We start from the raw sequence: 25,299 nt of genomic DNA, 5'->3' as shown, positions 1-25,299 counted from the left end.
ACGTCAGTACGATCGCGAGGGTGCCAGGCGACGAGAGCCATAGGCGATCTCGGCTCGCCCCCCTACTTGTCGTCGCCGCCTGGATTGCGGCAGCGGTGATCGCGAATGTGGTTCTTGCGCTGACGCACGCGAAACCCGGCGATACCGCCTCGGCGCTGCTGCCCCCGGACGCCAAGACGGCGGCAGCCACGAGCCGGATCGCGCAATGGTTCCCGGGCAGCGGCACCAACGCCATCGCCTACCTGGTGGTCGACGGCCGCGACCAGCTCGGGCCGGCCGACCAGCATTACTATGACGCCGCGGTGAGTGCACTGCGCGCCGACACCGCCCACGTCGGATCGGTCCTCGACTGGTGGTCGGACCCCCTTACCGCGCCGCTGGGAACCAGCCCCGACGGCCGCTCCGGCGTCGCGATGGTGTGGCTGGTGGGCGAGGTCGGTAGCGACAAGGCGCGCGAATCGTTCGATGCGGCCCGAGCGGTGGTGCGCAAGCTACCGCCGAGTCCAGGGCTTCGCGCCCGCGTGGTGGGCCCGGAGGCCATCAACCACATCCCGCTGCGCATGCAGGTGTGGCAGGGTGCGGTGATCGCGGCCGCCGCGGCGCTCATCGCCGTGCTGCTCCTGCTGCGCTCGCGACAGTCCCCCCGTTCGGTGGCGATGGTGTTGCTGGCCACCGGGGTCTCGGTGGCGGTGGCGTGGCCGCTCGCCGCGATGGTGCCGCGAAGCAGCACGGCCTTGTCGGTGTTTTCCGGGACCCTGGCCTTCGTCTTGACGATCGCCATCATTACGGCGGCCACCCTGCTGGCTGCCCGGCTCCGGCCCGACGGCATTGTTGCGGTGACGGACCGGCGCACATATCGCGCCCTGCTGCCCCGGTTGGCCCTGCCCGGAGCGTGCGTCGCACTGGTCACCGGCCCGCTGCTGCTTGCGCGAACGCCCGCGCTGCACAGCGTCGGCACCGCCGCGCCGGATGTTGCGGTGGCACTTGCGGTTTCGTTGACACTTCTGCCTATCTTGCTCGGCTTCGCCGCGCCTCGGGGGCTGTCAGTGCCGCAGACCGGCGGTGTCGGCTGGGCAGGCCGGTTGCCGAAACCCGGCTTCTCCAATCCCATTGCCGTGGCTGCCGTGGTGCTGGCGATCTGCGCGCTACCCGTCGTCGGAATGCGCTGCGGTATCGGCGACTCCCGGGCAAACCCACCCGGGACCAGCGCCGCGCGACTGCTGCCCGGTAATCCCCTGCCCGACGTGGTGGTGGTCAACTCCGCCGCGGATCTTCGCCAGCCGGCAGGGCTCATCGCCATCGATCAACTCAGCCACCGACTGATGGAGATTCCCGGGGTACGCAAGGTGGAGTCGGCGGCATGGCCGGCCGGTGTCCCGTGGGCCGACGCCTCGCTCACCTCCGCCGCGGGAAAGCTCTCCGATCAGTTGAACCGGGGGGCCGGGTCGTTCATGCCGCAGCTGAATGCCATCAAGTCTCTGGGAGCCACGATCGATCAGGTCAGCGCCGCGGTCGACGAGCTGGACAACAGCGTGAGAATCGGTCTCGCCGGAGCGAATCAGATACAGCAGAACATCAACCGCGTCCTCTCTGTCACGCAGACGCTGCGGGGCAAAGCTACGGAGGTTTCGCAATACCTGAACCCGTTGCGGGAGATGATCACCGGTGCTGCGTATTGTCCCGACGAGCAGCTGTGCTCGGCCGCGCGCCAGGTCGTCGGGCCCCTCGACCTGGTGGTCGCAAATGTGGCCGCACTGACCAACGGCGCCGACCGCATTGCCGCGGTATCGAGCCAAACGATGGGTGCTTTCGCCTCGACACCGCACGTGGTGGCGGAAATGCGGTCTACGCTGGGCCAGCTGCGCTCCTTCGTGCCCAAGCTCGAATTGAGCATCCAGGAGATTCTGCCGCAACTCGTGCAGGTGTCGGCGTTCCTGAAGAACATCTCCGTCGATTTCGCCGACACCGGCGAGGGCGGCTTCCACCTCACCCGCAAGGACCTGGCGGACCCGTCGTATCAGCATGTGCGGCAGTCGATGTTCTCGCCGGACGGCACGGCGACCCGGCTGTTCGTCTATTCCGACGGGAACGGTCTGGACCTCGACGCGGCGGGGCGCGTGCAGTCGCTCCAACTAGCCGCGGGCGCGGCGATGAAGTACGGCAGCCTTGTCGACAGTCAGATCACGGTCGCCGGGGCCGCGCAGGTAGCCGCATCCGTCCGCGGTGCCCTCACCCATGATGCCGTGCTGCTGGCCGTGACGATGCTCGCGGTGGCAGCCCTGATCGGCCTGTGGCGCGGCGCGGTCCCCGGACTGGCGGCCGCCCTGGTGGTGGCGGCGTCCTACCTTGCCGCGCTGGGGATTTCGGTGGTGCTGTGGCAACACCTACTGGATCGCGAGCTGCAGGCCGCGGTTCCGCTGGTGTCGTTCGCCATCCTCGCCGCAGTCGGCGTCCCGCGTCTCGTCGCCACACTTCTCGCCACCGAGCCTGCGGGGACCGTGACGCTCCCGAGCGCCGTCGCCCCGCTCACCGGCCTTGGTGCCGTTTTCGCCGGCGGCCTGCTGTTGGTGTCGGCCGCTTCCCCCGGCGCTCTCACCCAGATCGGTACCGTTGTGCTGATCGGGCTGGGCGTGCTGACCGTGGCGGTACGCGTGTGCATCGCGGCCGTGATCCGCAGGGGCCGCACTCAGCGGCCGGCCGAGCAGCCGCCGGTCGTCGAGCCCGCAGCGGACAGCTGAAACGCATTGGCCCCCAGCGTTGCTAGTCGACTTACTAGTCGGAAGTTACGACGGGTTCTGACTGGGGATTAGTGTTCTGAGCTGGCGCTATGGGCTGTTGTCTCGTGCTGATATGTAGTCACGAATATGTGCGTGTCATTCGTATCTGATCGGCGTAATCAGGCTATGATGCTTCGTATGCCGCGCAACCAGGGCAAAGCTCACGTAGTCAGAGTTAAAAAGACGCATGTGGATAAGCAGGGCAAACAGCGCGTCTATCAGTCGGTGCTGTTGCGCCGCACCTTCCGCGACGGGCCCAAGGTGCGCAACGAGACCGTGGCCAACTTGTCGATGTTGCCCGAGGCGGCGATCGCCGCACTGGAGGCGACGCTGAAAGGACACAGCCTGGTGCCCGCTGGTCAGGAGGTGACGGTGCTACGCGCGTTGCCGCATGGGCATGTGGCCGCGGTCGCGGCGATGGCCCGCCAGCTGGGACTGCCCGCGCTGCTGGGGTCGCCGTGTCGGTCCCGCGATCTGGTCTACGGGCTGATCGTCTCGCGGGTGATCCATCCGGCATCCAAGCTCTCGACGCTGTCGCGCTGGGCCGATTGCACCCTGGGCGCAGACCTGCAGATCGCCGGCGCTTCCACCGACGAGATCTATGCGGCGATGGACTGGCTCAGCGACCGCCAAGACGGCATCGAAAAGAGGCTCGCCGCTAAACACCTTGGTCCAGAAGCCAATCCGTCACGGATGGCATTGTTTGACCTGACCTCATCGTGGGTGACGGGCCGGCATTGCCAGCTGGCCAAGCGCGGCTATTCCCGCGACCGCAAAAAGGGCTTACCGCAAATCGAATACGGGGTGCTCACCGACCCTGCCGGCCGGCCGGTGGCGGTGCGGGTCTTTGCCGGTGATACCGCCGATCCGGTCGCCTTCACCGACATCGTGGAGGTCATCCGCACCGGCTTCGGGCTGGATCGGCTGGTGCTAGTCGGCGATCGCGGCATGATCACCGCCGCTCGCATCGCCGCGATCAAAGAACTCAACGACACCGGAACCGATTTCGGGTGGATCACCGCGCTGCGCGCTCCAGCGATTACCAAACTGGCCGCCGACGACGGGCCGCTGCAGATGAGCCTGTTCGATACCCACGACCTGGCCGAGATCACCCACCCCGACTACCCACACGAACGGCTGATCGCCTGCCGCAACCCCGCCCTGGCCGCTGAACGGGCCCGCAAACGCAACGAACTGCTGGCCGCCACCGAGACCGCCCTAGCGCGTATCGCCGAACGGGTCGAGCGCGGCAGCCTGGCCGGGGCCGGCAAGATCGGCGAAGCTGTCGGGCAGATCGTCAACAAATACAAGGTAAGCAAGCACTTTCACCGCACCATCACAGACACCAGCTTCGCCTATGAACGCGACCACGCAGCCATCACCGCCGAAGCCGCCCTCGACGGCATCTACGTCCTGCGCACCTCGGTGCCCGCCACCGACCTCGACGCCCCCGCGGTGGTCACCGGGTATAAGAACCTGGCCTATGTCGAACGCGACTTCCGCAGCATCAAAACCGACGACCTCGACCTACGCCCCATCCACCACCGGCTGTCTGAGCGCGTCAAAGCCCACGTACTGATCTGCCTGCTGGCCTGCTATGTGACCTGGCACTTACGCAAAGCCTGGGCGCCGCTGACCTACACCGACGAACACCCACCAACCCGCGACAACCCCGTCGCACCCGCACAACGCTCACCACATGCGCACACCAAAGCATCTCGCCACCAAACCACCGACGCCACTCCACTGCGCAGCTTCCGCGCTCTGCTCGATCACCTGGCCACCTTGACCCGCAACCGAATCCGCTACCAGGACACCAACATCGAAATCGAGACTCTCACCGAACCCACCCACGACCAACGCCGCGCCTTCGACCTCATCAAGGCCACCATCCCCCTCACCATCGCGGCGTAGTCAGACCTAAAACACCCAAAACCAACAAAACCCCACGTCAAAGCCCGAATCACCTATCCAGACGGTCGCAACTTCGGACTAGTCGACGTTGAGGGGTTCGTTCCATTTCGACAGGGTCAGCTCGACCGAACCGGACCCGATGTCGATGGTTGCCCGCACGAGGCGGTGCGAACCGTCCGAGGCGATCCACACGGTAGCCGGCCTCGGCTGCCTGGCCGCAGGATCCAACATCTTGACGGTGTCCGTCGGGACGGTTCCGCTGATCTTGGTGGTGGGAATTCCGTCGATCACCTCCGAGCCTTGCGACTGCAGATTGGTGATACCCGAGAGCACCTTCGCCACCCCGTTGCTGGGATCAACCACCCGTGAGGCTGCCAACTCGGACACGGAGCCCAGGTTGGTCCAGTCATCGAACAGCTTCACCGAGATGTTGTCGTCCTTGGTGCGGAACGGGACGTCCGGCTGGCCCTGATAGGTGCACACACCCTTCGCGGCGAGCGGATTGGCCCGGACATCGACGTCGGCGCTGGTGATACCGAGCAAGCTGTCGACTTTCCCGGATGTTCGAATCGCCAGGTGGACGCTCGTCAAGGCCTTTGTCGCCTCGAGCGACTGCTTGACCTCGGCCACCAGTGCGGGGTCGCTCGTCGTGCTGACCGAACTGTGCGCCTCGGATTCGGGTTTGTCAGCGGCGCAGCCAGGTAGCCAGAGCATCAGCCCGGCCGCCACCGCCGCCATAAGGGCGAAAGTCACCGGCGGTTTCCGATCGTTCATTGCTCATCCTCTCGATGATGTTTCGCCCGAACCGCCCGCGACGCGTGCGGCACCGACCCAACACGCAGACCAGTCAAGCCACCACAGCGCAGCAAGGCAGCGACGACGTTCACCGGTTCGGCGCCCTGTCCCGGCCCTCTCCGGCCCCCGTGATCCGCCGTGTGTCGGCCTGGTCAACCCAGCCGACTATAGATTCGGTGCGTCCACACTAGCCCGGCACGGAACCGCCCGGGCGGCCGTGGCCAATCCGGCATCCGAACGTCATGACGGGTCATCGGTACCCGGGTGCTGACGGGCCGATGCCGCGACCCTGCCGGTGCCGGCCGCACCGCGCTACGCATGGACCGACACCTTCTCTTCGTCCTCTTCGTCACGTTCGGCATGCGGTGACTGGTCACCATTGGACTCGGGACGGATTTGCCGGGCGATGTAGTCGGCGACGGCGGTCGGGGTGGGGTGGTCCAAGATCACGGTGGGCGGCAGGGTCAGCCCGGTGGCGTTCTTGAGACGGTTGCGTAGCTCGACGGCGGTCAGCGAGTCGAAGCCCAGGTCCTGGAACCCGCTGTCGGGGTCGATGTCCTCGGGAGCGGGACGACCCAGCACCGCCGCGGCCTGCGCCCGCACTATCCCCACCAGCAGGCCGTGTTGCTCCTCGGGGGCCAGCCCGTGGAGGCGTTGGGCGAGCGCCGACTTCGATTGGGTGGCATCTGCGGTGTCGTCGATTTGACGTCGCCGGGGGCGGCGGGCGAGCCCGCTGAACAGTGCCGGCAAGCCGCCGGCCTGGGCCCGGGCGTTGAGTGCGGCCCGGTCCAGGCGGGTCGCGACCATGACGGGGTGATCGATCGTCAGCGCGGCGTCAAACAACTCCAGCGCCTGCTCCGGGCTCATGGCGACCAGCCCGCTACGGCTCATCCGGGCAAGATCACGCTCACTCAAATGAGCGGTGATGGCGCTGGTTTGCTCCCACAACCCCCACGCCAGCGATGTTCCCGCCAGGCCCGCGGCCTGCCGGTGAGCGGCCAATCCGTCCAGGAACGCGTTCGCCGCCGAATAGTTGCCCTGCCCCGGAGAGCCCACCGTTGCCGCGATCGAGGAGCACAGCACAAACATCGACAAATCCAGACCCCGGGTGGCCTCGTGCAGGTTCCAGGCCGCGTCCACCTTGGCCCGCAACACCGTGTCGATCCGGTCCGGCGTCAGCGAGCTGATCACCGCGTCGTCTACCACACCCGCGGCGTGAATCACCCCGCGCACCGGCGGCCACTCCGCCGCAAGCTGCGTGAACAAGCCTGCGACCGCGTCCCGATCGGCCACGTCGCAGGCCACCACCTGCACCCGGGCACCCGCGTCCGCCAACTCGGCGGCCAGCTCGGCAGCCCCCGCGGCGCGATCGCCGCGCCGACTGGCCAGCACCACATGACGCACCCTGTAGGCGCTGACCAGGTGGCGGGCCAGTACCGCACCGACCATCCCGGTGGCACCGGTGATCAGCACGGTGCCGTCGGCGAGCCCGTCGGCCAACGCCGAGGGCATGGTCAACACCACCTTGCCGATATGGCGGGCCTGGCTCATGAACCGGAATGCCGCCGGCGCGCAGCGCACATCCCAGGTGCTGACCGGCAGCCGATGCAACACCTGGGTGTCGAACAGCTCCTTCACCTCACGAAGCATCGCCTGCATGCGCACCGGACCGGCCTCCGACAGGTCAAACGCCCGATACCGCACGCCCGGATAGTTGGCGGCGATCTTCTGCGGATCGCGGATATCGGTCTTGCCCATCTCGAGGAACCGCCCGCCGCGGACCAGCAAACGCAGCGAAGCGTCCACGAACTCGCCGGCCAGCGAGTCGAGCACCACGTCGACCCCGCGGCCTTCGGTGACCGCCAAGAACTTTTCCTCGAACTCACAGGTGCGGGAATCGCCGATATGGTCGTCGTCGAACCCCATGGCGCGCAATGTGTCCCATTTGCCGCGGCTGGCGGTGACGAAAACTTCCACTCCCCAGTGGCGAGCCAGCTGCACCGCCGCCATGCCCACGCCGCCGGTGCCGGCGTGGATGAGCACCGATTCGCCCCCCTTGATCTCGGCCAGATCCGACAACCCGAACAATGCCGTCAAGAACACCACCGGCACAGCCGCGGCCTCCGCGAACGACCAGCCGTGGGGTGCCCGGACAACCAGTTGCTGGTCCACCACCGCCAGCGGGCCGGCACCACCCAGGAAGCCCATCACCGCGTCGCCGACGGCCACACCGGTTACCTCGGGACCGGTCTCGATCACCACTCCGGCACCTTCGGCACCCAGCGGTGGCGCCTGGCCCGGATACATCCCCAACGCGGCCACCACATCGCGGAAATTGACCCCGACGGCCGCCACGGCCACCCGTACCTGCCCTGCCTGCAGCGGTGCCAGGGCCTCCGGGCACGGCTCGATCACCAGATCCTCCAGGGTCCCGCCGCCACCGGCGGCCAACCGCCACGCCTCTTCGGCGGGCAGCGCCAGCAACGGCGGCGCCGGGGCCAGCCGGGCGTTGTGCACCACGCCGCCGCGCACCACCAGTTGGGGTTCGCCGACGGCGGCCAGCGCCACAGCATCCACCGGTGCGTCGGCGTCGACCAACACGATCCGGCCGGGTTGTTCGGCCTGTGCCGAACGAACCAGACCCCATACCGCTGCGGCAGCCAGATCGCTGACATCCTCGCCGGGCAATCCCACGGCGCCGCGGGTCAGTACCACCAAGGTGCCGGCCCGGTCGGTGCCCAGCCAGGACTGCAACACCTGCAAGCCGGCGTGGGTGGCCGCATACGTCGAACCCACCGCATCCGCGCCGACAGAACCGCACTCCCACACCACCACGGCGGCATCGCCGGCGCCGGCGCCATTGCCGTTGGCGCCCGCCGGCGTACCCGCATCAGCGGCGCAATAGTCCTCCCAAGACAGCGCCGACAGCACCGCGGGTTCGTCAGAGTCTTCAATACTGTTGTGGTTCAACGGTATTGGTGACCAGACCACTTCCAGCGGTCCCTGGTCCGGCCCGCGGCCGGCCGCGTTCACCGCGGCCCGTAACTGCTCGGCCGTCGTCGCCCGGGTCACCAGGGCGCCGACCGTCAGCACCGGCAGCCCCTCGGCATCGGCGATCTCGACCGAAATCGCGTCGGCGCCTGCCGAGGCGAGACGGGCCCGTACCCGCCCGGCGCCGCCGGCGTGCAGCGACACCCCGCGCCAGCAGAACGGCAGCATCGTCTCGGTGGTCTCGATAGCCAATCCCAGGGCATGCAGCACCGCGTCCAGCACGGCCGGGTGCATCCCCATCCCCTCGACCGCCACCCCGTGCTGCGCTGGAGCAACCACCTCGGCGAACAGCTCCGACTCGCGCCGCCAGACCGCCACCAGCCCCTGGAATGCCTTGCCGTAGGCGTAACCGCGGGCGGCCAACCGTTCGTACCCGTCGGAAATATCGACAATCTCGGCACCCTCCGGCGGCCACACCGACAAGTCCGCCGAGGCCTGCGCGGGGCTCTCCCCGAGGGTGCCCATGGCATGCAGCAACCATTCCCCGTCGCAGTGGTCACCGCGGGAATACACCGACACCGCCCGGGTTCCCGCGTCATCGGCGGCGCCGACCACCACCTGCACCTTGACCCCCGCGCCGGGGTGCATCACCAGCGGCGCGGCCAGGATCAGCTCGTCGATGACCGCACAGCCGACCTCGTCGCCGGCGCGGATGACCAACTCCACAAAACCCGCCCCGGGGAAGAGCACCACCCCGCCGACGACGTGATCGGCCAGCCATGGTTGATCGGCCAACGACAACCGGCCCGTCAATACCACTCCGTCGGAGTCGGGCCGCTCGACCACCGCACCCAACAACGCGTGTTCGGTCGGGCCCAGACCCAGACCGACCGCGTCGGCGGGCCCGTCGCCGCCCGGCGTCTCCCAAAACCGCCGTCGCTGAAAGGCGTACGTGGGCAAGTCGACGCGCCGCCCACCCGAGCCGGCGAACACCGCCGGCCAATCCACCGGCACACCAGTGGTGAACAACTGGCCGGCCGCACCCAGCGCAGCCGCCAACTCGGGACGGTCTTTGCCGAGCATCGACACCACGAACGCCTCAGCCGGGGCCAACGACTGCTCGATGGAGCTCGTCAAACCACTGCCGGGACCGACCTCGATGAAGTGTGTCGCCCCGAGCTGCTGGACATGGCGCGCGCTGTCGGCAAAACGCACCGGGCGCCGGACATGGTCGACCCAATACGGTGCTGACCCGAAATCACCTGTGGCGCTGGCTAATTCGCCCGTAACGTTCGACACCAGGCCGATTTGCGGCGTCCGCGGCTCCAATCGGGCCACAATCCGCGCGAACTCGTCGAGCATCGGCTCCATCAGCGGCGAATGAAAGGCATGCGACACCGCCAACCGGTGCACCCGCCGACCCTGCTCGGCAAAGCGATCCGCAATCGCGCTCACAGCGGCCTCGGCACCGGAGATGGTCACCGATGCGGGCGCATTGATCGCGGCGATGCCCACCCCCTCGCCCAGCAACGGCATCACCTCGTCGGCCACCTCTTTTTCGGAGGCGGCCACCGCCACCATCGCCCCACCCGCCGGCAGCGCCTGCATCAGCCGCCCCCGCGCCACAACCAACATTGCCGCGTCCGCCAGCGTCAACACCCCGGCCACGTACGCCGCCGACAGCTCCCCCACCGAGTGGCCCATCACGAAATCGGGCTGCACACCCCAGTGCCGCAACACCGCGAACAACGCCACCTCGACCGCGAACAGCGCCGGCTGAGCAAACTCGGTGGTGTCCAGCAACGCCGCATCGCCACCCCAGACAACTTCGCGCAGCGGCAATCTCAGATGCTGATCCAACTCATCGGCCACCTCGTCGAATGCTTCGGCGAACACCGGCAGCCGGTCGTACAACTCGCGCCCCATCCCGAGGCGCTGGGAGCCCTGCCCGGGAAACACCACCACCGTCTTGCCCACCGGACCCGCTTGACCCACCGCGACGCCGGCGCCCGGGTCACCATCGGCCACGCTGGTCAACCCCGTGATCAACGCCTCCCGGTCGGCGCCGACCACCACGGCTCGATGCTCGAACACCGACCTGCCGGCAAGGGTGCAGCCCACGTCGAGTGGTTCCAATCCCGGGTCGGCCTGCACATGGGCCGCCAACCGGCTCGCCTGCGCCGTCAACGCCTCGGCCGATCTCGCCGACACCACCCACGGCACCACCGACAACCGCTTTTCGCCCCCGGCGGTTTGGTCCGTCGCGACCGGGGCCGGCGCGGAAGCCTGCTCCAGGATCACGTGGGCATTGGTGCCGCTGATCCCGAACGATGACACTCCGGCCCGGCGCGGACGCCCGTCGACGGGCCAGTCCCGGGCCTCGGTCAACACCGACACCGCGCCGCTTTCCCAATCCACCCGCGGCGAAGGCGCATCCACGTGCAGCGTCGCCGGCATCAGGCCATGCCGCATCGCCTGCACCATCTTGATGACCCCGGCCACCCCCGCCGCGGCCTGGGTATGACCCATGTTCGACTTGATCGAACCCACCCACAACGGCCGCTCCTCAGGACGGCCTTGCCCGTACGTGGCCAACAACGCATTCGCTTCGATGGGGTCACCCAACGTGGTGGCCGTCCCGTGGGCCTCCACCACGTCCACGTCTGCCGCGGTCAACCCGGCACTGCCCAACGCCGCCCGAATGACCCGCTGTTGGGCCAGCCCGTTGGGCGCGGTCAAGCCATTGGACGCGCCGTCCTGATTGATGGCGCTACCACGCACCACCGCCAGCACCGAGTGCCCCAACCGGAGCGCATCCGAGAGCCGCTCGAGGACCACTACGCCGGCGCCCTCACCCCAGCCCGTCCCATCGGCCGCCGCGGCGAACGCCTTGCAGCGACCGTCGGCCGCCAGCCCCCGCTGCCGACTGAATCCGACGAAGATCGACGGCAACCCCATCACCGTCACCCCGCCGGCCAATGCCAAGTCGCACTCCCCCGAGCGCAACGACGCCATCGCCCAGTGGATGGCCACCAACGACGAGGAGCATGCGGTGTCCACCGACACCGCCGGGCCTTCTAACCCCAACACGTAGGAAACCCGACCCGAGGCCACGCTGACCGCCGTGCCGGTCAACCCGTACCCTTGCAGCCCCCCGGTTTCCTTGCTGCCATAACTGGGCGCGAAGATCCCGGTGAACACCCCGGTCGCCGACCCCCGCAACGACAGCGGGTCAATTCCCGCGTGCTCCAACGCCTCCCACGAAACCTCCAGCATCAATCGCTGCTGGGGATCCATCGCCAACACCTCGCCGGGGGCGATCCCGAAAAATCCGGCGTCAAAACCCGCGGCATCGTCTAGGAACGCGCCCCACCGCGTATAGGTCTTGCCCTCGGCATCGGGATCCGGATCGAACAACCCCTCCACATCCCAGCCGCGATCCGTCGGAAACTCCGACACCAGATCCCGACCCTCGGCGACCACCTCCCACAGCTTCTCCGCGGAATCGACCCCGCCCGGAAAGCGGCACCCGATCCCCACCACCGCCACCGGTTCGGTGGCCCGCTGTTCGTAATCCCGCAGCCGCGCGCGTGCCTCATCGAGCTCGACAGCAACCTTTTTCAGATACCGGAAGAGCTTTTCGCTCTGCTGGTCGGCGCCTTCCATGCTCGTCGTCATCGCCACTTGCTCCTCTTCATGATTCGCCCAACTCCGAATCGATCAGCTGGAAAATTTCGTCGGGAGTCGAGGCGTCCTGGATTCGTTTGCCCAAGCGATCCCCGGCGTCGGTGATGGTGCCGAGGATGGCACGCAAACGGTCGGCCACGCGCTGCTTTTCGCCGTCCCCGATCGTCAGCACCAGCTCATCGATTCTTTTCAATTCCTCGTCGACTCGCCCCTTCGCGTCGATATTCGCCGGCAGGGTCATGGCCCCTGCCCGCCGGTCCCCACCGGACAGTTCAGCCTCCAGATATTGGGCCAATCCCGATATCGAGCCGTAGTCCCACCCGACCGTTTCCGGCAGCCGCAGGCCGGTAGCCGCGGCCAGCCGATGACAAAGTACGACCGTCATCTGGGAGTCAAAACCCAGCTCGGAGAACGCAAGATCCCGATCGAGCGACTGCGGATCCGGCTCACCCAGCATCTTGGCGGCCTCGGCAGACACCGCCTCCACCACCAACCGGTGACGCTCCTGCTGCAAAGCGGCCAGGCGTTCCTTCAGCGTCACCTCACCGGCGTGCCCGGCGACGGTCCGCGGAGCAGCCGGCCGGTTGTCGTGCTGTGGGTCAGCGTCAGGCCGGGGCTGGACCGACGAGAGTTCCCAGATCGGTTTCGCCGGGCTCTCGGCACGAAGCGCGCTCCGCAACAACTTTCCGTTGGCGGTCCGGGGAAGCCGCTCCACGACGGCGAGTCTGTGCGGCACCTTGAATGCGGACAGTCTGGTGAGCAACCCCCGGTGGATGTCTCGCATCACCGATTCGTCGATGACCGCGTGGCCTGTCGGCACCAGAAATGCCTGCAGTGCCGACGCGCCGGTGGACTCCTTCACTCCGACAACCGCGACCTCAGCCACCGCGTCGTGCTCGGCCACGAGTCGTTCGACTTCCCGCGGATTGACGTTGACGGCTCCGACGATTTCCGTGTCGTCCGCGCGGCAACGGTACGAAACCCAACCCTCGGCGTCGACGCGAACCGTGTCGCGGGTGTCGAGCCACCCGTCCTCCTCCAGGATCGGATCGGGACAATTCCAGTAGCCGGTCGCGATCGATGGTCCGCGGACCCATAGATTTCCGTCCACTCCGGGTTCTGCGGGTGCGCCATCCGGTCCCAGAACACGAATCTCGTAGGGCGGAAGAGCCTTTCCGAGAGTTCCCGGACGCCATTCGTCGACGGTATTCGAGACGAAGGTCTGCCCCACCTCCGTCGATCCAATTCCGTCAAGAATGGGGATACCGCCGAAGAATTCGATGAGCCGCTCGGCGAGTCCCATGTCGAGGGCCTCGCCCGCTGACACGATGCACCGGAGCGCCCGAAAAGATTCGGAAGAACAGGTGTCGACGACTCTGGCAAAGAAATTCGGCACGCCGTAGAGCACGGACGGCTCGAATCTCTCGCACAGCGTGGCTGCCATTTCCGCACCCACCGGCAATGGATTGATGACGGCGGAACCGCCTGTCGCAAGGGGGAACCAGACCGAATTACCGAGGCCATAGGCGAAATACATGCGTGCGGTACTCAGCCCCGTGTCGTGGGCCGTGAGCCGCAGCGCCTGGTGACACATGGCGTCAACAAATGTCAGCGGGTCGGCGTGCCGATGGATGGCCGCTTTCGGCGGCCCGGTGGTACCCGAGGTATAGGTCGCGTATGCGTCGGCATCGCGCCCGAGCTGCTCGTATTCTGCCGGCTCGGCCCGCGCCGCCGCCGACAACAGCTCGGCGGCATCGACCACGCGCGACGGGCGAAACCGGCCGCACAACGGGCCCGAGGTGACGACCAGCGCCGGCTCGGTGTCGCGCTCCAGAAACGCGTGGTCGTCGCGATGCAACTCCGGATTCGCCAGAAACGCCATGACGCCACGAGCCAGGCACGCCAGCAATAACTGCACCAGCTCCGGTGAATCCGGAAGGCACAACAGGACGCGATCCCCGGTGCCGAGGCCACGGCGTTGCAGCACGTGCGCAAGTCGCGCGGCGCCGTCATGGATTTGGCCGTGTGTGACGATCTCCGGCGCATAGTAGGCGGGCCGGTCGTACCATCCCGCTTCCGATGCCCGCTCAGCCAGGAACCCGGCCAGGTTGCCATTCCGCATTAGTGGGTGACCGCCCTAGCGCGCCGCAGTGATGACATTCGAGAACTGGCGGCAATCGGCTTCTTCATGCGGGACATCTTGGAATACGGTGCGGAGGAAATACTCGGTGATGAGCATGATCGGCTGCCCGCCGGACAAAATGCGGTAGCGGCGCGCGACGGTTCTCCGGCGCGAATGCTGGTATCCGTCGAGAGCGAGCCAGCGGGGCGAGGCTCCGACCCAGACTTTGGCCGACTCCTTGAATGTCTCGATGTAACTGGCTGCCATAACCTCGCCAATAGGATGATCCGTCCTGGTCAATCGCGCCACTATTTCGGCGGGCAGCAGATCAATGGCGACCAACGACTCCGCGGCCACGAACACGTTGCCTGAATTCCGGCCCTTGAGCAGGATATTACGTTGCAGAACCCGGCTCTCCGCCGATTGGCCGAGTTCGACCATTTTTGGTACGGCCCGCCGGATATGTTGGTTGACAATCTGCACGACGATCTCTTCGTTGGCCACCACGTTGAGAATCCGGGTCAGGGTGCCGTTGGTTGCGATGAGTATCCGAAGATCGCGATCGAGGTTTCGGATCTCTTCCTCAGATAGCGTGCAGTCGGTCATATTCCATGTCTCGGGTAACGCGCAAACCCCCATACATGTGCCGTCATGCGGCACCGTCCACGCGGGTGAATTCCTGGTTCAGGTAACGCTCGACGCAGGTTGAACGTCGGACCTTACCGCTGGTGGTGACGGGAATCGAGCCCGGAGCCACCATAACGACATCCGCGACACGTACCCGGTGCAAACGCGATATCGCGGACGTGACGTCACGTTTGACCGTGCGCAGCCTATCCGATGCCGCGTCGTCGGGGTGACCCCACGTCGTGACCTCGACGATGGTGACCAGCTGCTCGGTGCTGTCGTCGGGCACCGCTATCGCCACCACCCGGCCGCCGGTGATCTCCTGGATCGTCGCCTCGATGTCGTCGGGATAATGGTTGGACCCATCCACCACCAACAGATCCTTGATACGGCCGGTGATGAACAGTTCGTCCTCGAACATGACGCCCAGGTCTCCGGTCCGCAGCCACGGGCCGACCGGCGTGCCGGCCGAGGGATCGACGAGCTTCGCCCCGAAGGTCCGCTCGGTGAGTTCGGGGTTTCGCCAGTAGCCCATGGCGACGTTGTCGCCCTGCACCCAGATCTCGCCGACGGTTCCCTCGCGAGTCTCGGTCCTGGTGTCGGGGTCGACGATCCGCACGGTGGATGCCCGCGGCGCACCGTAACTGACCAGCTTGGCGCCCTCATCGCCGTCGCTCTCGCAGACCTTCGCCCGGCCGGCCGCCAAATGCTGGTAGTCGAAACAGACAGTCTTGGGCGGGCGTCCCGGTCCGGCGGTCGCCACGTACACCGTCGCCTCGGCGAGCCCGTACGAGGGTCGGATCGCGCTCTGGCTGAGGTTGAACTTGGCGAACCGGTCGATGAAACGCCTTACCGTGGCCGGGTTTACGCGTTCGGCGCCGGTGGCGATCGCCCGCACGTGCCCGAGATCAAGACCGGCCATGTCGTCATCGGACGTTCGGCGCACGGCCAAGTCGAACCCGAAATTCGGTGCGCTGGAAATCTGTCCACGATGTCTGCCCAGCAATTGCATCCAGCGGGCCGGCCGCTGCAGAAATGCCATTGGGCTCAGCAACACTGCGGTGTCCTGGTTGATCATCGGGAGAATGACACCCAACATCAAGCCCATGTCGTGATAGAACGGCAGCCACGACACCGCAGTTGACGGAACCTTTTCCGTGTCCCCGAGGTAATCGGACATCAGCTGTACGCAATTGCTGATGACGTTCTTGTGCGACAGGACAACACCGGCGGGCGAGCGGGTCGACCCCGATGTGTACTGGATGTAGGCCGTGCCCGGGCGCGCGGGCGCGGCGGGGGCCAGTTCCCGCGGCGAGTCCAGGTCCAGCGAGTCGATCGCGACGACGACTGGTTCCCGGCCCTGCGGGGCGCGCGCATGCGGCACATACTTGACGACCTCGTCGACGACCGACGACGTCGTCAGAATGACCGTCGGGAGGGAATCCCGCAGGGCCGCGGAAATCCGTTCGTCGTGGATACCGAACTGCGGTACCGGCAGCGGAACGGCGATCAGACCGGCCTGCAGCGCGCCCAGGAAGGCAACGATGTATTCGAGGCCCTGCGGGGCCAATATCGCAACCCGATCACCGCTCGACCCGCAGATCCTCAGCTCGTCCGCTACGATCGTCGCGCGCCGATAGACCTGCCACCAGGTGAGGGTTTCGGTGAATCCCTTCGGATCTACCTCGTAGTCGATGAACTTGTACGCGGCGCGGTTGGGGTACTGGCCGGCTGCCTTCTGCAGCAGATCAATGAGCGACGATTCGCTCATCGCGAATCGCGTTGCGGTCCCGTTCGGCGATTGCACCGCTTGCGGATCCGCGATCCGTTCGGTTTGCGTTGCCACCTCGCCCCCAGCCTGAAATGACAAGTTCGTCTGCATGATCATCCTTCGGCTCTTGACGGAAGAGAGTACGGACGTTTTGCTGCCGTGTCCTTCGAATCGGAATCGGCGCATGTACGGCTCGTAGATTGCCCGGAGGCGCAATGCCACGTCGATGAGGCCCCACGACAATAACAGGTCTTGTCCCCTGTGCCCGCGGCGCAGAATTAACCCGATGGTCAGCGGCGCTTCGGCGAGCTGACACCCAGCTTTTTGAGTCCGCGCAGCACCTTGGCGTGCGGCAGGCTCGCCGCGACCGCCTTGCGCAAGCTGGGGTTGACCAGACTGCCGTTGATCACCAGCAGGTACTCGAGGCCGTGATCGCGCCATTGGGCTACTTGGTCGACGACTTCCTCGGGGGTGCCGCTGAAGACAACCTCTTTCATGAGCGCCGGCGGGACTTTCGCGGTGTACGACAAGACCGTCTGCTCGTCCATGGTTTGGGGAATCACATCCTGGACCCCGGCGAAGTCGGCTCCCATCGGATGCTCGACACCGTGGCGGGCCCAGGCTGTACCGGGTACCCCCAACGCGGTCATCTTCACGACGACAGAGTCCAGCGCCTCCTCGACGTCGTCGCGATCTCGGCCGGTGATCACGCCGCGCACCGCGGAGGGGATGATCGACATCGGGTCACGACCGGCGTCGGATGCCGCGGTGCGCACGGCTTCGAGCGCCGTGCTGTAGTCGCCGGGACGCACCAGCACAATCGGAACCCAGGCATCGGCGTAGCGTCCGGTTGCCCGCAGCATCCGCGGACCGTGCGCGGCAACCCAGATTTCCGGCCATTTTCCCCGGTATGGTGGCAGCTCGAACGCGGCGTTCTGCAGCGGAAAGTACGCCGATTCGCGCGAGACAAGCTCCCCGTTGGAATTCCACAACGCGCGTATTGTGGCCAGCGCTTCTTCAAACCGCGCCACCGGTCTGGTCCACTCCACGCCGTAGGGTTCGTTGCCTTCCCGTTCCCCGACACCGATGCCAAGGATGGCGTTGCCCCGGGTAAGCAGCTGCAGGGTCGCGGCGGCCTGGGCCGTGACCGCCGGGTTGCGGCGACCGGCGTCGGTCACGCATATGCCGAGCCGCAACCGCTTGGGCCTCCCGTAGGCGAGGTTTCCCAGCATCGTCCACGGTTCGTAGTTCGCGTCGACGCTGGGCACGAGTTTCGCCGCGATTCCCAGATATTCGGGCGTCGCGATCGAGCGCGGCACCAGCCCGTTCAGATGGTCGCCGACCCAATAGGAATCGGCGCCGGTCAGCGTTGCCGCCACCATACTGGACCGCGCCAGCCAGCCGGGCCGAAACCGCGAGTGCACCAGCGAATCGACAAAGCCGAAACGAAATCCGCCCCCGCTCACTGCCCGCATTCCGCGCCGTTGATCACTGACATGCCGGGGAGGCTACCTGAGCAGGCCGCTTCCGGCGGGCTGGCCGACGGCGTCAGACGGCCGGCAACGGGTCGGACCAGCGGCTCCGGCTCCTCGGTAGGGTGCGGCGTTCCCGCCGTGGGCTCGCTCATCGTGCTGGTCTGCCATACTGCTTGCCCATGCCCTTCAGTCCCACCCACAGCCTGCTTGCCCGCGTCGGGAGTACCCCGATCTACAAGCGAGTTTGGCGGTTCTGGTATCCGCTGATGACGCGCGGGCTCGGTGCCGACGAAATCGTGTTCATCAACTGGGCCTATGAGGAAGATCCGCCAATGGCCCTGCCCCTGGAGGAATCCGACGAACCCAACCGAGCCCACATCAACCTGTACCACCGCACCGCGACCCAGGCGGACTTGAAGGGCAAGCGGGTGCTGGAGGTCAGTTGCGGCCACGGCGGTGGAGCCTCCTACCTGACACGCACCTTGCAGCCGGCCTCTTACACCGCGCTCGACTTGAACCCGGCCGGTATCAGACTTTGCCAGAAGCGACACCATCTGCCCGGTCTTGATTTCGTGCGAGGCGACGCCGAAAACCTGCCCTTCGACGACGGATCCTTCGACGTGGTTCTCAATGTCGAAGCCTCGCACTGCTATCCGCACTTCCGGCGTTTCCTCGCCGAGGTGGTGCGGGTGCTGCGGCCGGGAGGGTACTTCGCCTACGCCGACCTGCGCCCCAGCAACGAGATCCCCGACTGGGAGGCCGATCTGGCCGGCGCCGCGCTGCGGCAACTGTCGCAGCGGGAGATCAACGCCGAGGTGTTGCGGGGCATCGAAAGGAATTCGCAGAAGTCGCGGGAGCTGGTCGAACGCCATCTGCCGGCCTTCCTTCGTTTCGCGGGCCGGGAATACATCGGCGTGCAAGGCACCCAGCTGTCCCGTTACCTGGAAAGTGGCGATATTTCCTACCGGATGTACTGCTTCGTCAAGGACTGAGGCGGCCAACCGCCCGGTCCGGGGCGCAGCACTGCTCGGGTAGTGTCACCCGGATGAGTCCCGCCGAACGCGAGTTCGACATCGTCGTGTATGGCGCCACCGGCTTCTCGGGCAACTTGACCGCCGAACACCTCGCGCGCGCCGGGTCGAGCGCACGGATTGCGCTGGCCGGTCGCTCCAGCGAACGGCTGCGGGCCGTGCGGGAAACGTTGGCGCCGACCGCCCGGGACTGGCCGCTGATCGTCGCCGACGCGTCACAACCGGCGACGCTCGAGGCAATGGCCACCCGGACGCGGGTGGTGCTGACCACCGTAGGTCCTTACACCCGCTATGGTCTGCCGCTGGTGGCGGCCTGCGCCAAGGCCGGAACCGATTATGCCGACTTGACCGGCGAATTGATGTTCTGCCGCAACAGCATCGATTTGTACCACAAGCAAGCCGCCGACACCGGCGCCCGGATCGTGCTCGCCTGCGGATTCGATTCGGTGCCTTCGGATTTGAGCGTCTATCTGCTGTACCGCCGGGCGATCGAAGACGGCACGGGTGAACTCTGCGACACCCACCTGGTGCTCCGCTCGTTCTCTCAACGCTGGGTCTCCGGCGGCTCGGTTGCAACGTATTCCGAGGCGATGCGCACCGCATCCAGCGACCCGGACGCCCACCGGCTGGTCAACGACCCGTATACGCTGACCACCGATCGCGGCGCCGAACCCGAACTGGGTCCGCAGCCGGATTTTCCCCGCCGCCGCGGACGCGACCTGGCTCCCGAACTTGCCGGCTTCTGGACCGGCGGGTTCGTGCAGGGCCCGTTCAACACCCGGATTGTCCGTCGTAGCAACGCATTACAGGACTGGGCATATGGCCGGCGGTTCCGCTACTCGGAGACCATGAGTCTGGGACGATCGTTCCTGGCGCCGGTCGCATCCGCCGTTGTCACCGGCGCCGTCGCGGGCGCCATCGGTTTGGGCAACCGGTACTTCAGTCGACTGCCCCGCCGGTTGGTGGACCGCATCACGCCGAAGCCGGGCACCGGTCCAAGCCGGAAATCCCGCCAGCGCGGCCACTATCGATTCGAGACGTACACCACCACCACGACCGGTGCGCGCTACCTGGCGACTTTTGCGCACGATGTCGACGCCTACGAGTCGACTGCGGTGCTGCTCGGGCAGTGTGGTCTGGCACTGGCGCTCGATCGCGGCCGGCTTTCCGCATTGCGGGGGGTCCTTACCCCCGCGGCGACGATGGGCGATGCGCTGCTGGAGCGTCTGCCGGGCGCCGGGATTTCGACCGGGACGGTCCGCCTGAACTGACCCGCGCGGGACCGCTACCGCGTCCCGCCGACCAGCTCGGGGCATCCCCAGCCCATCGTGCCGACGAGCGAAAACTCCGACAGCGTGCTCGAAAGATATTGGCGCAAGCCGTCATTCGAGTTGGACCGGCCGGGCTGATAGGCAAGGACCGACACGAAGACCTCGGCAGACGTTCGTCCCGACAGCAATCCCAGATATCCCCCGCTACGGTCCATGACCGATGTGCTCACCCCCCAGGAACCCGTGACGGCGAAATGGTCGGCGTCCGTTCCATCCGGCCGGCAGGCGGCCGGGTCGACCACCCCGATATTCGATGAGACATTGCCGGCCGCCACGCCGACCGTTCGCCGGACCAGCCACCGCGGCAACAGCGGCACCAGAGGCAGCAGCACCGACTGCTCGCTCGGCACCTGCTGACGGCGGATCAGCGCTTTCTTTGTGGCGGCGCGGAGCTGGCGCAGGTCCGTCGTCGCGGAAGCGGGGTCGACGGTGATGTCGACCTTGGTGACCGCGTTGGCGCGGGTATCGCCGGCGGTGCGTTCGCTGACCGGCATGCCCACGGTGACCGAGCCGTCCGCGGTGACGCGTCCCAGTCGCTGGGCCAGCCGGACCGCCAGCCCGGCGAGCAGGGTGTTGCTGGTCCCTCCCAGCGACTGCGCGCGGGCGTCCCACTCTTCGGCATCGACCAAGATCGTCGCCGCCGGGAGCATGATGGTTCGGTCCGCTCCGGACAGCGGTGCGACGGTCCTGCTACGTCGCGGCGCTGCCGCCGGCGGATGGCCACGGTTACCGCGGGCCGACCGTGCGGCGTCGACAACGGCGCGGGCGATACCCGGGATGTCACGCGCAGCTTGGCCGGTGTCTTCACGCAACGCTTCCCAGCGCCGCCGCGACCCGGCTGCCGGCCAGCTGATCTGCTCGTCGCGACCGCAGGCCGCGTCCGCCACCGCCTCGCACAGCCCGACCGCATCGGTGAGGCAATGGGAGATGACCAAGCTGACGCCAGCGCCGCCGCCGACGAACGGGTGCACCGCGAGTCGCCATCCGGGTCCCCGCTCGGCGTCCAGGGGCGCGCTGGCCTGCTCATTGACCCAGGCGTCGAATTCTTCGCGGGGCCGCGGCACCGCGACGATCCCGAGGTCCGTCGGGCCGTTGGACGAAACCCAGCGATGACGGCCGAACGGCAGGGGTGAGCATTCGATTCGGCGGGCCAACCGGCCCCGCTGCAGATGGTGATGAAACTGCCGCAGCCGGTCGATGTCGACCTCGCGGTTGTACACCCAGACACACTGCAGCACGTTGAAGGTTCCGGTCGCCCGCTCGGCGGCAAAGAACGTCTGGTCGAGTAGATCGACCACGTTGTTCATGGCGACAAGTCCCTTCGCTTTAGCCGCACCCGGTCCGAGCCAACCGCATCCCCGCCCTGGCGACCGCCGCACGGAAGCCCAAGAACCACAACATGATCAAGCGATGTGCGGGCGGCTCCACGCCGCGTGACGCGGTATCGCCAACTCGAGGGCAAGCTCGCAACCTCCTCGCGTTGCCGCGGTGTAGTCTAGCGCGCCTTGTCGCTCGAGCTGTTCGCATCAACGGGGTCACCGCCCTTCGCCGTTCGTCGACGACAAACCCGATCATCGGCCGCACAACCCCGGCTCCGGCCGGGCGGGTCAGGCCGACGGGCATGTTAGTGTCACACGGTGCATTTGTCGGACCTTGCTCGATTCATCGTGCGCAGCGCCGCCTTCGAGGTGCCGCGCCGTTATTCCGAGCGGGACCTGAGGCACCAGTTTGTGAAACAGCTCGAATTGCGCCGGGTCGATGTCGTTTTCGATGTCGGAGCCAACACGGGGCAATACGCCAAAGGCCTCCGCCGAGCGGGATACAAGGGCCGCATCGTCTCCTTCGAACCGCTATCCCGGCCATTTACCACTTTGGAAAGAAAAGCGGTAACCGATCCACTTTGGGATTGCCGGCAGTGTGCGCTGGGCGATGCCGACGGGACGGTTTCGGTCAATGTCGCCGGAAACGCCGGTCAAAGCAGTTCGGTTTTGCCCATGCTGACGCGTCACCAGGAGGCCTTTCCCCCGGCGAACTATGTGGGCACCGAGGAGGCGCCGATTCACCGACTGGATTCCGTGGCGCCGGAATTTCTCCGGCCGAACGGCGCCGCTTTTCTGAAGGTCGACGTGCAGGGATTTGAAAAACAGGTACTCGACGGCGCCAAGTCGACGGTCAACGACCAGTGTGTCGGGATGCAACTCGAACTCTCCTTCGCGCCGTTGTACGAAGGCGGCATGCTCATTCCGGAAGCACTCGATCTGGTGTATTCGTTGGGCTTCACATTGACCGGTTTACTGCCCTGTTTCATCGATGCGCGTAATGGTCGAATGCTGCAGGCCGACGGTATCTTCTTCCGCGATGCCAATTGACTGGAACCGCTGCGCGAGGCCGGCTTGACCGCTGCTGAAACAACGAAAGCCGCCATGCCCGCACCAATGTTTTCCATCATCATCCCCACCTTGAACGTGGCCTCGGCGCTAGGGTTTTGCCTCGACAGCATCGCCTGCCAGACCTTCCGGGACTTCGAGCTGGTACTGGTCGACGGCGGCTCGACGGATGCAACCCTCGATATCGCGCACAGCTTTGTCCCCAACTTCGGCGAGCGCCTGGTCGTCCGTTCGGGCACCGACCGCGGGGTCTACGACGCGATGAACCGCGGCGTGAGCCTGGCTAGCGGGACGTGGTTGCTGTTTCTGGGCGCCGACGACGCGCTGTACGAGGCGGCCACCCTGGCCCGGGTGGCCGCCTTCATCGGCGAACATGAGCCCAGCGATCTGGTATATGGCGACGTGCTCATGCGCTCAACCAAATTCCGCTACGGTGGCGCCTTCGACCTCGATCGCCTGCTGTTCAAGCGCAACATCTGCCATCAGTCGATCTTTTACCGCCGCGAACTCTTCAGCAGCATCGGCCCCTACAACCTGCGCTACCGGTCGCTGGCGGACTGGGACTTCAATATCCGGTGCTTCGCCAACCCCGCACTCGTCACCCGGCACATGGACGTCGTCGTAGCACGCTTCAACGAGTTGGGCGGACTCAGTAATACCTTCGTAGACAAGGCTTTTCTCAAGCGACTGCCGATCACCACCAGATTGGGCATCAGGCTGGTCATCATTGCGGCGCGCTGGTGGGTGAAGTGGCGTGCTCGCGGCGACTGAGTCCGGCCAGGGCCGCGCAGGGAGCCACACCTGTTGCCGCCCAAGGTGATTCGGCCGGACATCGCCGCAACCGGCATCGCAACGTCGGATACAGCTGCGGCTCAGATTATTTCGCGATAGATCCGGGCTGTCTCAGCTGCGTTCTTGTCCCAGGAGAACGCCGGGAGCCGTGCATAGCCACGCTCGCGCAGATCGGCGCGCAGGGTCTCCGTCGTCACCACGCGTTCCAGAACCGTGCGCAGCTCCTCGGGGCTGTCCGGATCGAAGAAGACGCCCGCATCCCCGACCACCTCTGGAATTCCGCCCGCATTGCTGCACACGACCGGGCAGCCCTGGCTCATCGCTTCGAGCGGGGGGATCCCGAAACCTTCGTACTGCGAGGGATAGACGAATGCGGCAGCTGTCCGATAGCGCGCCGCCAGCTCCTCGTCAGACCCGGACTCGAAGCGCACCCGGTCGGTGACTCCCAGCCGGCTGATCTCCTTCTGCTCGTCGCGCAGGAACGGCGGCCCGCCGAAGGCGATCAACTCGAAATCCCGTAATACCGGCGAACTGCTGTAGGCGCGCAGCAGCGTGGCGAAGTTCTTGTATCCCCCGCGACGCCCGACGTAAAGGAGCGAGGGCCTGCGCCCGCCGCTGTCGACGGTCGCGGTGTTCGCCTGCACGGGCAGCGAACAGGCAAGGTGCACAACGCTGGTGCGGGCCGGGTCGATGCCGTAGAGACGCACGAGGTCGTCGCGAGCGCTTTCGGAGACGCAGATCACATGGTCGGCGCGATTGACAGACGCGCGTTTGGCGGCGATCGCGAGTTTGGCCATGGGCGGCTTGAATAGCTCGTGGATCATGTCGAAGATCGTCACAACCCGGCGCCGCGCCTTACCGACGGGCTTGAAGGGGTGCCAGGTCTCGTGCAGGATGTCCGCGTCCGACTTCGACCACGCGAACGGTGCCGCAAACTGGTTCGCAAGTTCGACGAGGACCGGTGCGCCTTTGAACGTGTAGGGCAGATACTTGCCATGGGTGAAGCCGCGGGCCGAATCAGCGGCCAGATAGGCGTTGATGTAAAACGGTGCGACGACGGACACCTCCGACACCGTGTCGGCAGGTAGGCGGCTTGCCAGCTCGAAAAAATAGCGCGACACACCGCCGTAACGCTGGATCGCGAAGATTTGGTGATCGAATGCGACTTTCATAAGCGCTCGGCGCCCACCACGGTCTCCATTGCCTGGACGACAGCGCTCATCCGGCACAGCACAGTATCAAACCTCCTGGATATCTCCCGCGGCATCGTCAAGCCCGGAAGAAGGACAATCAGAAGGTACGCCACGGTCGCCGCGATGAACGAGCCAACCCACCCCGCCGCGGCACCCCCCGGCTTCACGATGCCGGCCGCGTCGTCGGGGTGCGGCGGATCGACCCCGAAAAGTTTTCTGCCCTAAGGCAAATCGTTCTCCCACCGGCTCCCGATGCCGAGCCGCCGACATCCTCGAGCCAGGCCGAGATCGGTGCGGGAGGTGACCACAGGATGTCGTCGCCGGTTTCTCTGCCGCAGCTGCCGCGTGCACACGACGGCGCTGCGACAAGGCTGCACGACCCCGGGCTGTCCGCGGCACGAGCAGA

General features: G+C 66.4%; 14 protein-coding genes. 6 read left to right on the top strand and 8 right to left on the bottom strand.

Annotation, left to right across the window (positions count from 1 at the left end; all coding sequences use genetic code 11):
* Positions 1 to 20: 20 nt before the first annotated feature.
* Positions 21 to 2,738, top strand: coding sequence for an MMPL family transporter (locus MKAN_RS22875; protein ID WP_103797944.1), 2,718 nt, complete (start codon positions 21 to 23; stop codon positions 2,736 to 2,738).
* 177 nt (positions 2,739 to 2,915) lie between these two features.
* Positions 2,916 to 4,691 (top strand): IS1634 family transposase, encoded by a 1,776-nt coding sequence (locus MKAN_RS22870; RefSeq protein ID WP_225722803.1) that lies wholly within the window; start codon positions 2,916 to 2,918, stop codon positions 4,689 to 4,691.
* Between the two features lie 78 nt (positions 4,692 to 4,769).
* Here MKAN_RS22870 and MKAN_RS22865 read toward each other — a convergent pair whose 3' ends face one another.
* From MKAN_RS22865 to MKAN_RS22840, 6 genes are all read right to left on the bottom strand, one after another.
* Complete coding sequence (locus MKAN_RS22865) at positions 4,770 to 5,465, bottom strand: LppX_LprAFG lipoprotein (RefSeq protein ID WP_023372256.1); 696 nt, start codon at positions 5,463 to 5,465, stop codon at positions 4,770 to 4,772.
* A gap of 333 nt (positions 5,466 to 5,798) precedes the next feature.
* Positions 5,799 to 12,155 carry a type I polyketide synthase gene (locus MKAN_RS22860; RefSeq protein ID WP_036444358.1) on the bottom strand — a complete coding sequence of 2,119 codons (6,357 nt, stop codon included), beginning with the start codon at positions 12,153 to 12,155 and terminating at the stop codon, positions 5,799 to 5,801.
* Positions 12,156 to 12,171: 16 nt separating this feature from the next.
* On the bottom strand, positions 12,172 to 14,286 hold the full coding sequence (locus MKAN_RS22855; RefSeq protein ID WP_023372254.1) for a p-hydroxybenzoic acid--AMP ligase FadD22: 2,115 nt from the start codon (positions 14,284 to 14,286) through the stop codon (positions 12,172 to 12,174).
* Positions 14,287 to 14,301: 15 nt separating this feature from the next.
* Positions 14,302 to 14,892, bottom strand: a complete 591-nt coding sequence (locus MKAN_RS22850; RefSeq protein WP_023372253.1) for a chorismate--pyruvate lyase family protein — start codon at positions 14,890 to 14,892, stop codon at positions 14,302 to 14,304.
* Positions 14,893 to 14,935: 43 nt separating this feature from the next.
* On the bottom strand, positions 14,936 to 16,684 hold the full coding sequence (locus MKAN_RS22845; RefSeq protein WP_099185098.1) for an AMP-binding protein: 1,749 nt from the start codon (positions 16,682 to 16,684) through the stop codon (positions 14,936 to 14,938).
* 290 nt (positions 16,685 to 16,974) lie between these two features.
* The gene (locus MKAN_RS22840; protein ID WP_036391306.1) at positions 16,975 to 18,159 is read right to left on the bottom strand and encodes an LLM class flavin-dependent oxidoreductase; all 1,185 of its coding nucleotides are present in this window, start codon (positions 18,157 to 18,159) and stop codon (positions 16,975 to 16,977) included.
* A 179-nt stretch (positions 18,160 to 18,338) separates the two neighbouring features.
* On the opposite strand from MKAN_RS22840, the gene MKAN_RS22835 reads away from it, so the two are divergent.
* Positions 18,339 to 19,151, top strand: coding sequence for a phthiotriol/phenolphthiotriol dimycocerosates methyltransferase (locus MKAN_RS22835; protein WP_023372250.1), 813 nt, complete (start codon positions 18,339 to 18,341; stop codon positions 19,149 to 19,151).
* A gap of 53 nt (positions 19,152 to 19,204) precedes the next feature.
* Positions 19,205 to 20,461: a saccharopine dehydrogenase family protein gene (locus MKAN_RS22830; RefSeq protein WP_023372249.1), complete on the top strand. Its 1,257-nt coding sequence runs from the start codon at positions 19,205 to 19,207 to the stop codon at positions 20,459 to 20,461.
* A gap of 14 nt (positions 20,462 to 20,475) precedes the next feature.
* Here the strand turns inward: MKAN_RS22830 and MKAN_RS22825 are convergent, their stop codons facing one another.
* The gene (locus tag MKAN_RS22825; RefSeq protein ID WP_023372248.1) at positions 20,476 to 21,828 is read right to left on the bottom strand and encodes a condensation domain-containing protein; all 1,353 of its coding nucleotides are present in this window, start codon (positions 21,826 to 21,828) and stop codon (positions 20,476 to 20,478) included.
* Between the two features lie 330 nt (positions 21,829 to 22,158).
* On the opposite strand from MKAN_RS22825, the gene MKAN_RS22820 reads away from it, so the two are divergent.
* Both MKAN_RS22820 and MKAN_RS22815 read left to right on the top strand, forming a co-directional pair.
* Positions 22,159 to 22,890: an FkbM family methyltransferase gene (locus tag MKAN_RS22820; RefSeq protein WP_023372247.1), complete on the top strand. Its 732-nt coding sequence runs from the start codon at positions 22,159 to 22,161 to the stop codon at positions 22,888 to 22,890.
* A gap of 54 nt (positions 22,891 to 22,944) precedes the next feature.
* Positions 22,945 to 23,679 (top strand): glycosyltransferase family 2 protein, encoded by a 735-nt coding sequence (locus tag MKAN_RS22815; RefSeq protein WP_036391937.1) that lies wholly within the window; start codon positions 22,945 to 22,947, stop codon positions 23,677 to 23,679.
* 101 nt (positions 23,680 to 23,780) lie between these two features.
* On the opposite strand, the gene MKAN_RS22810 is transcribed toward MKAN_RS22815, so the two are convergent.
* Positions 23,781 to 24,872, bottom strand: a complete 1,092-nt coding sequence (locus MKAN_RS22810; protein WP_023372245.1) for a glycosyltransferase family 4 protein — start codon at positions 24,870 to 24,872, stop codon at positions 23,781 to 23,783.
* Positions 24,873 to 25,299: the final 427 nt, after the last annotated feature.

It is taken from the genome of Mycobacterium kansasii ATCC 12478, assembly GCF_000157895.3.
In the GTDB taxonomy this organism is placed as follows: domain Bacteria; phylum Actinomycetota; class Actinomycetes; order Mycobacteriales; family Mycobacteriaceae; genus Mycobacterium; species Mycobacterium kansasii.
Note: the sequence above shows the minus strand (reverse complement) of the source record. Positions and strands in the feature narration are given on the sequence as shown.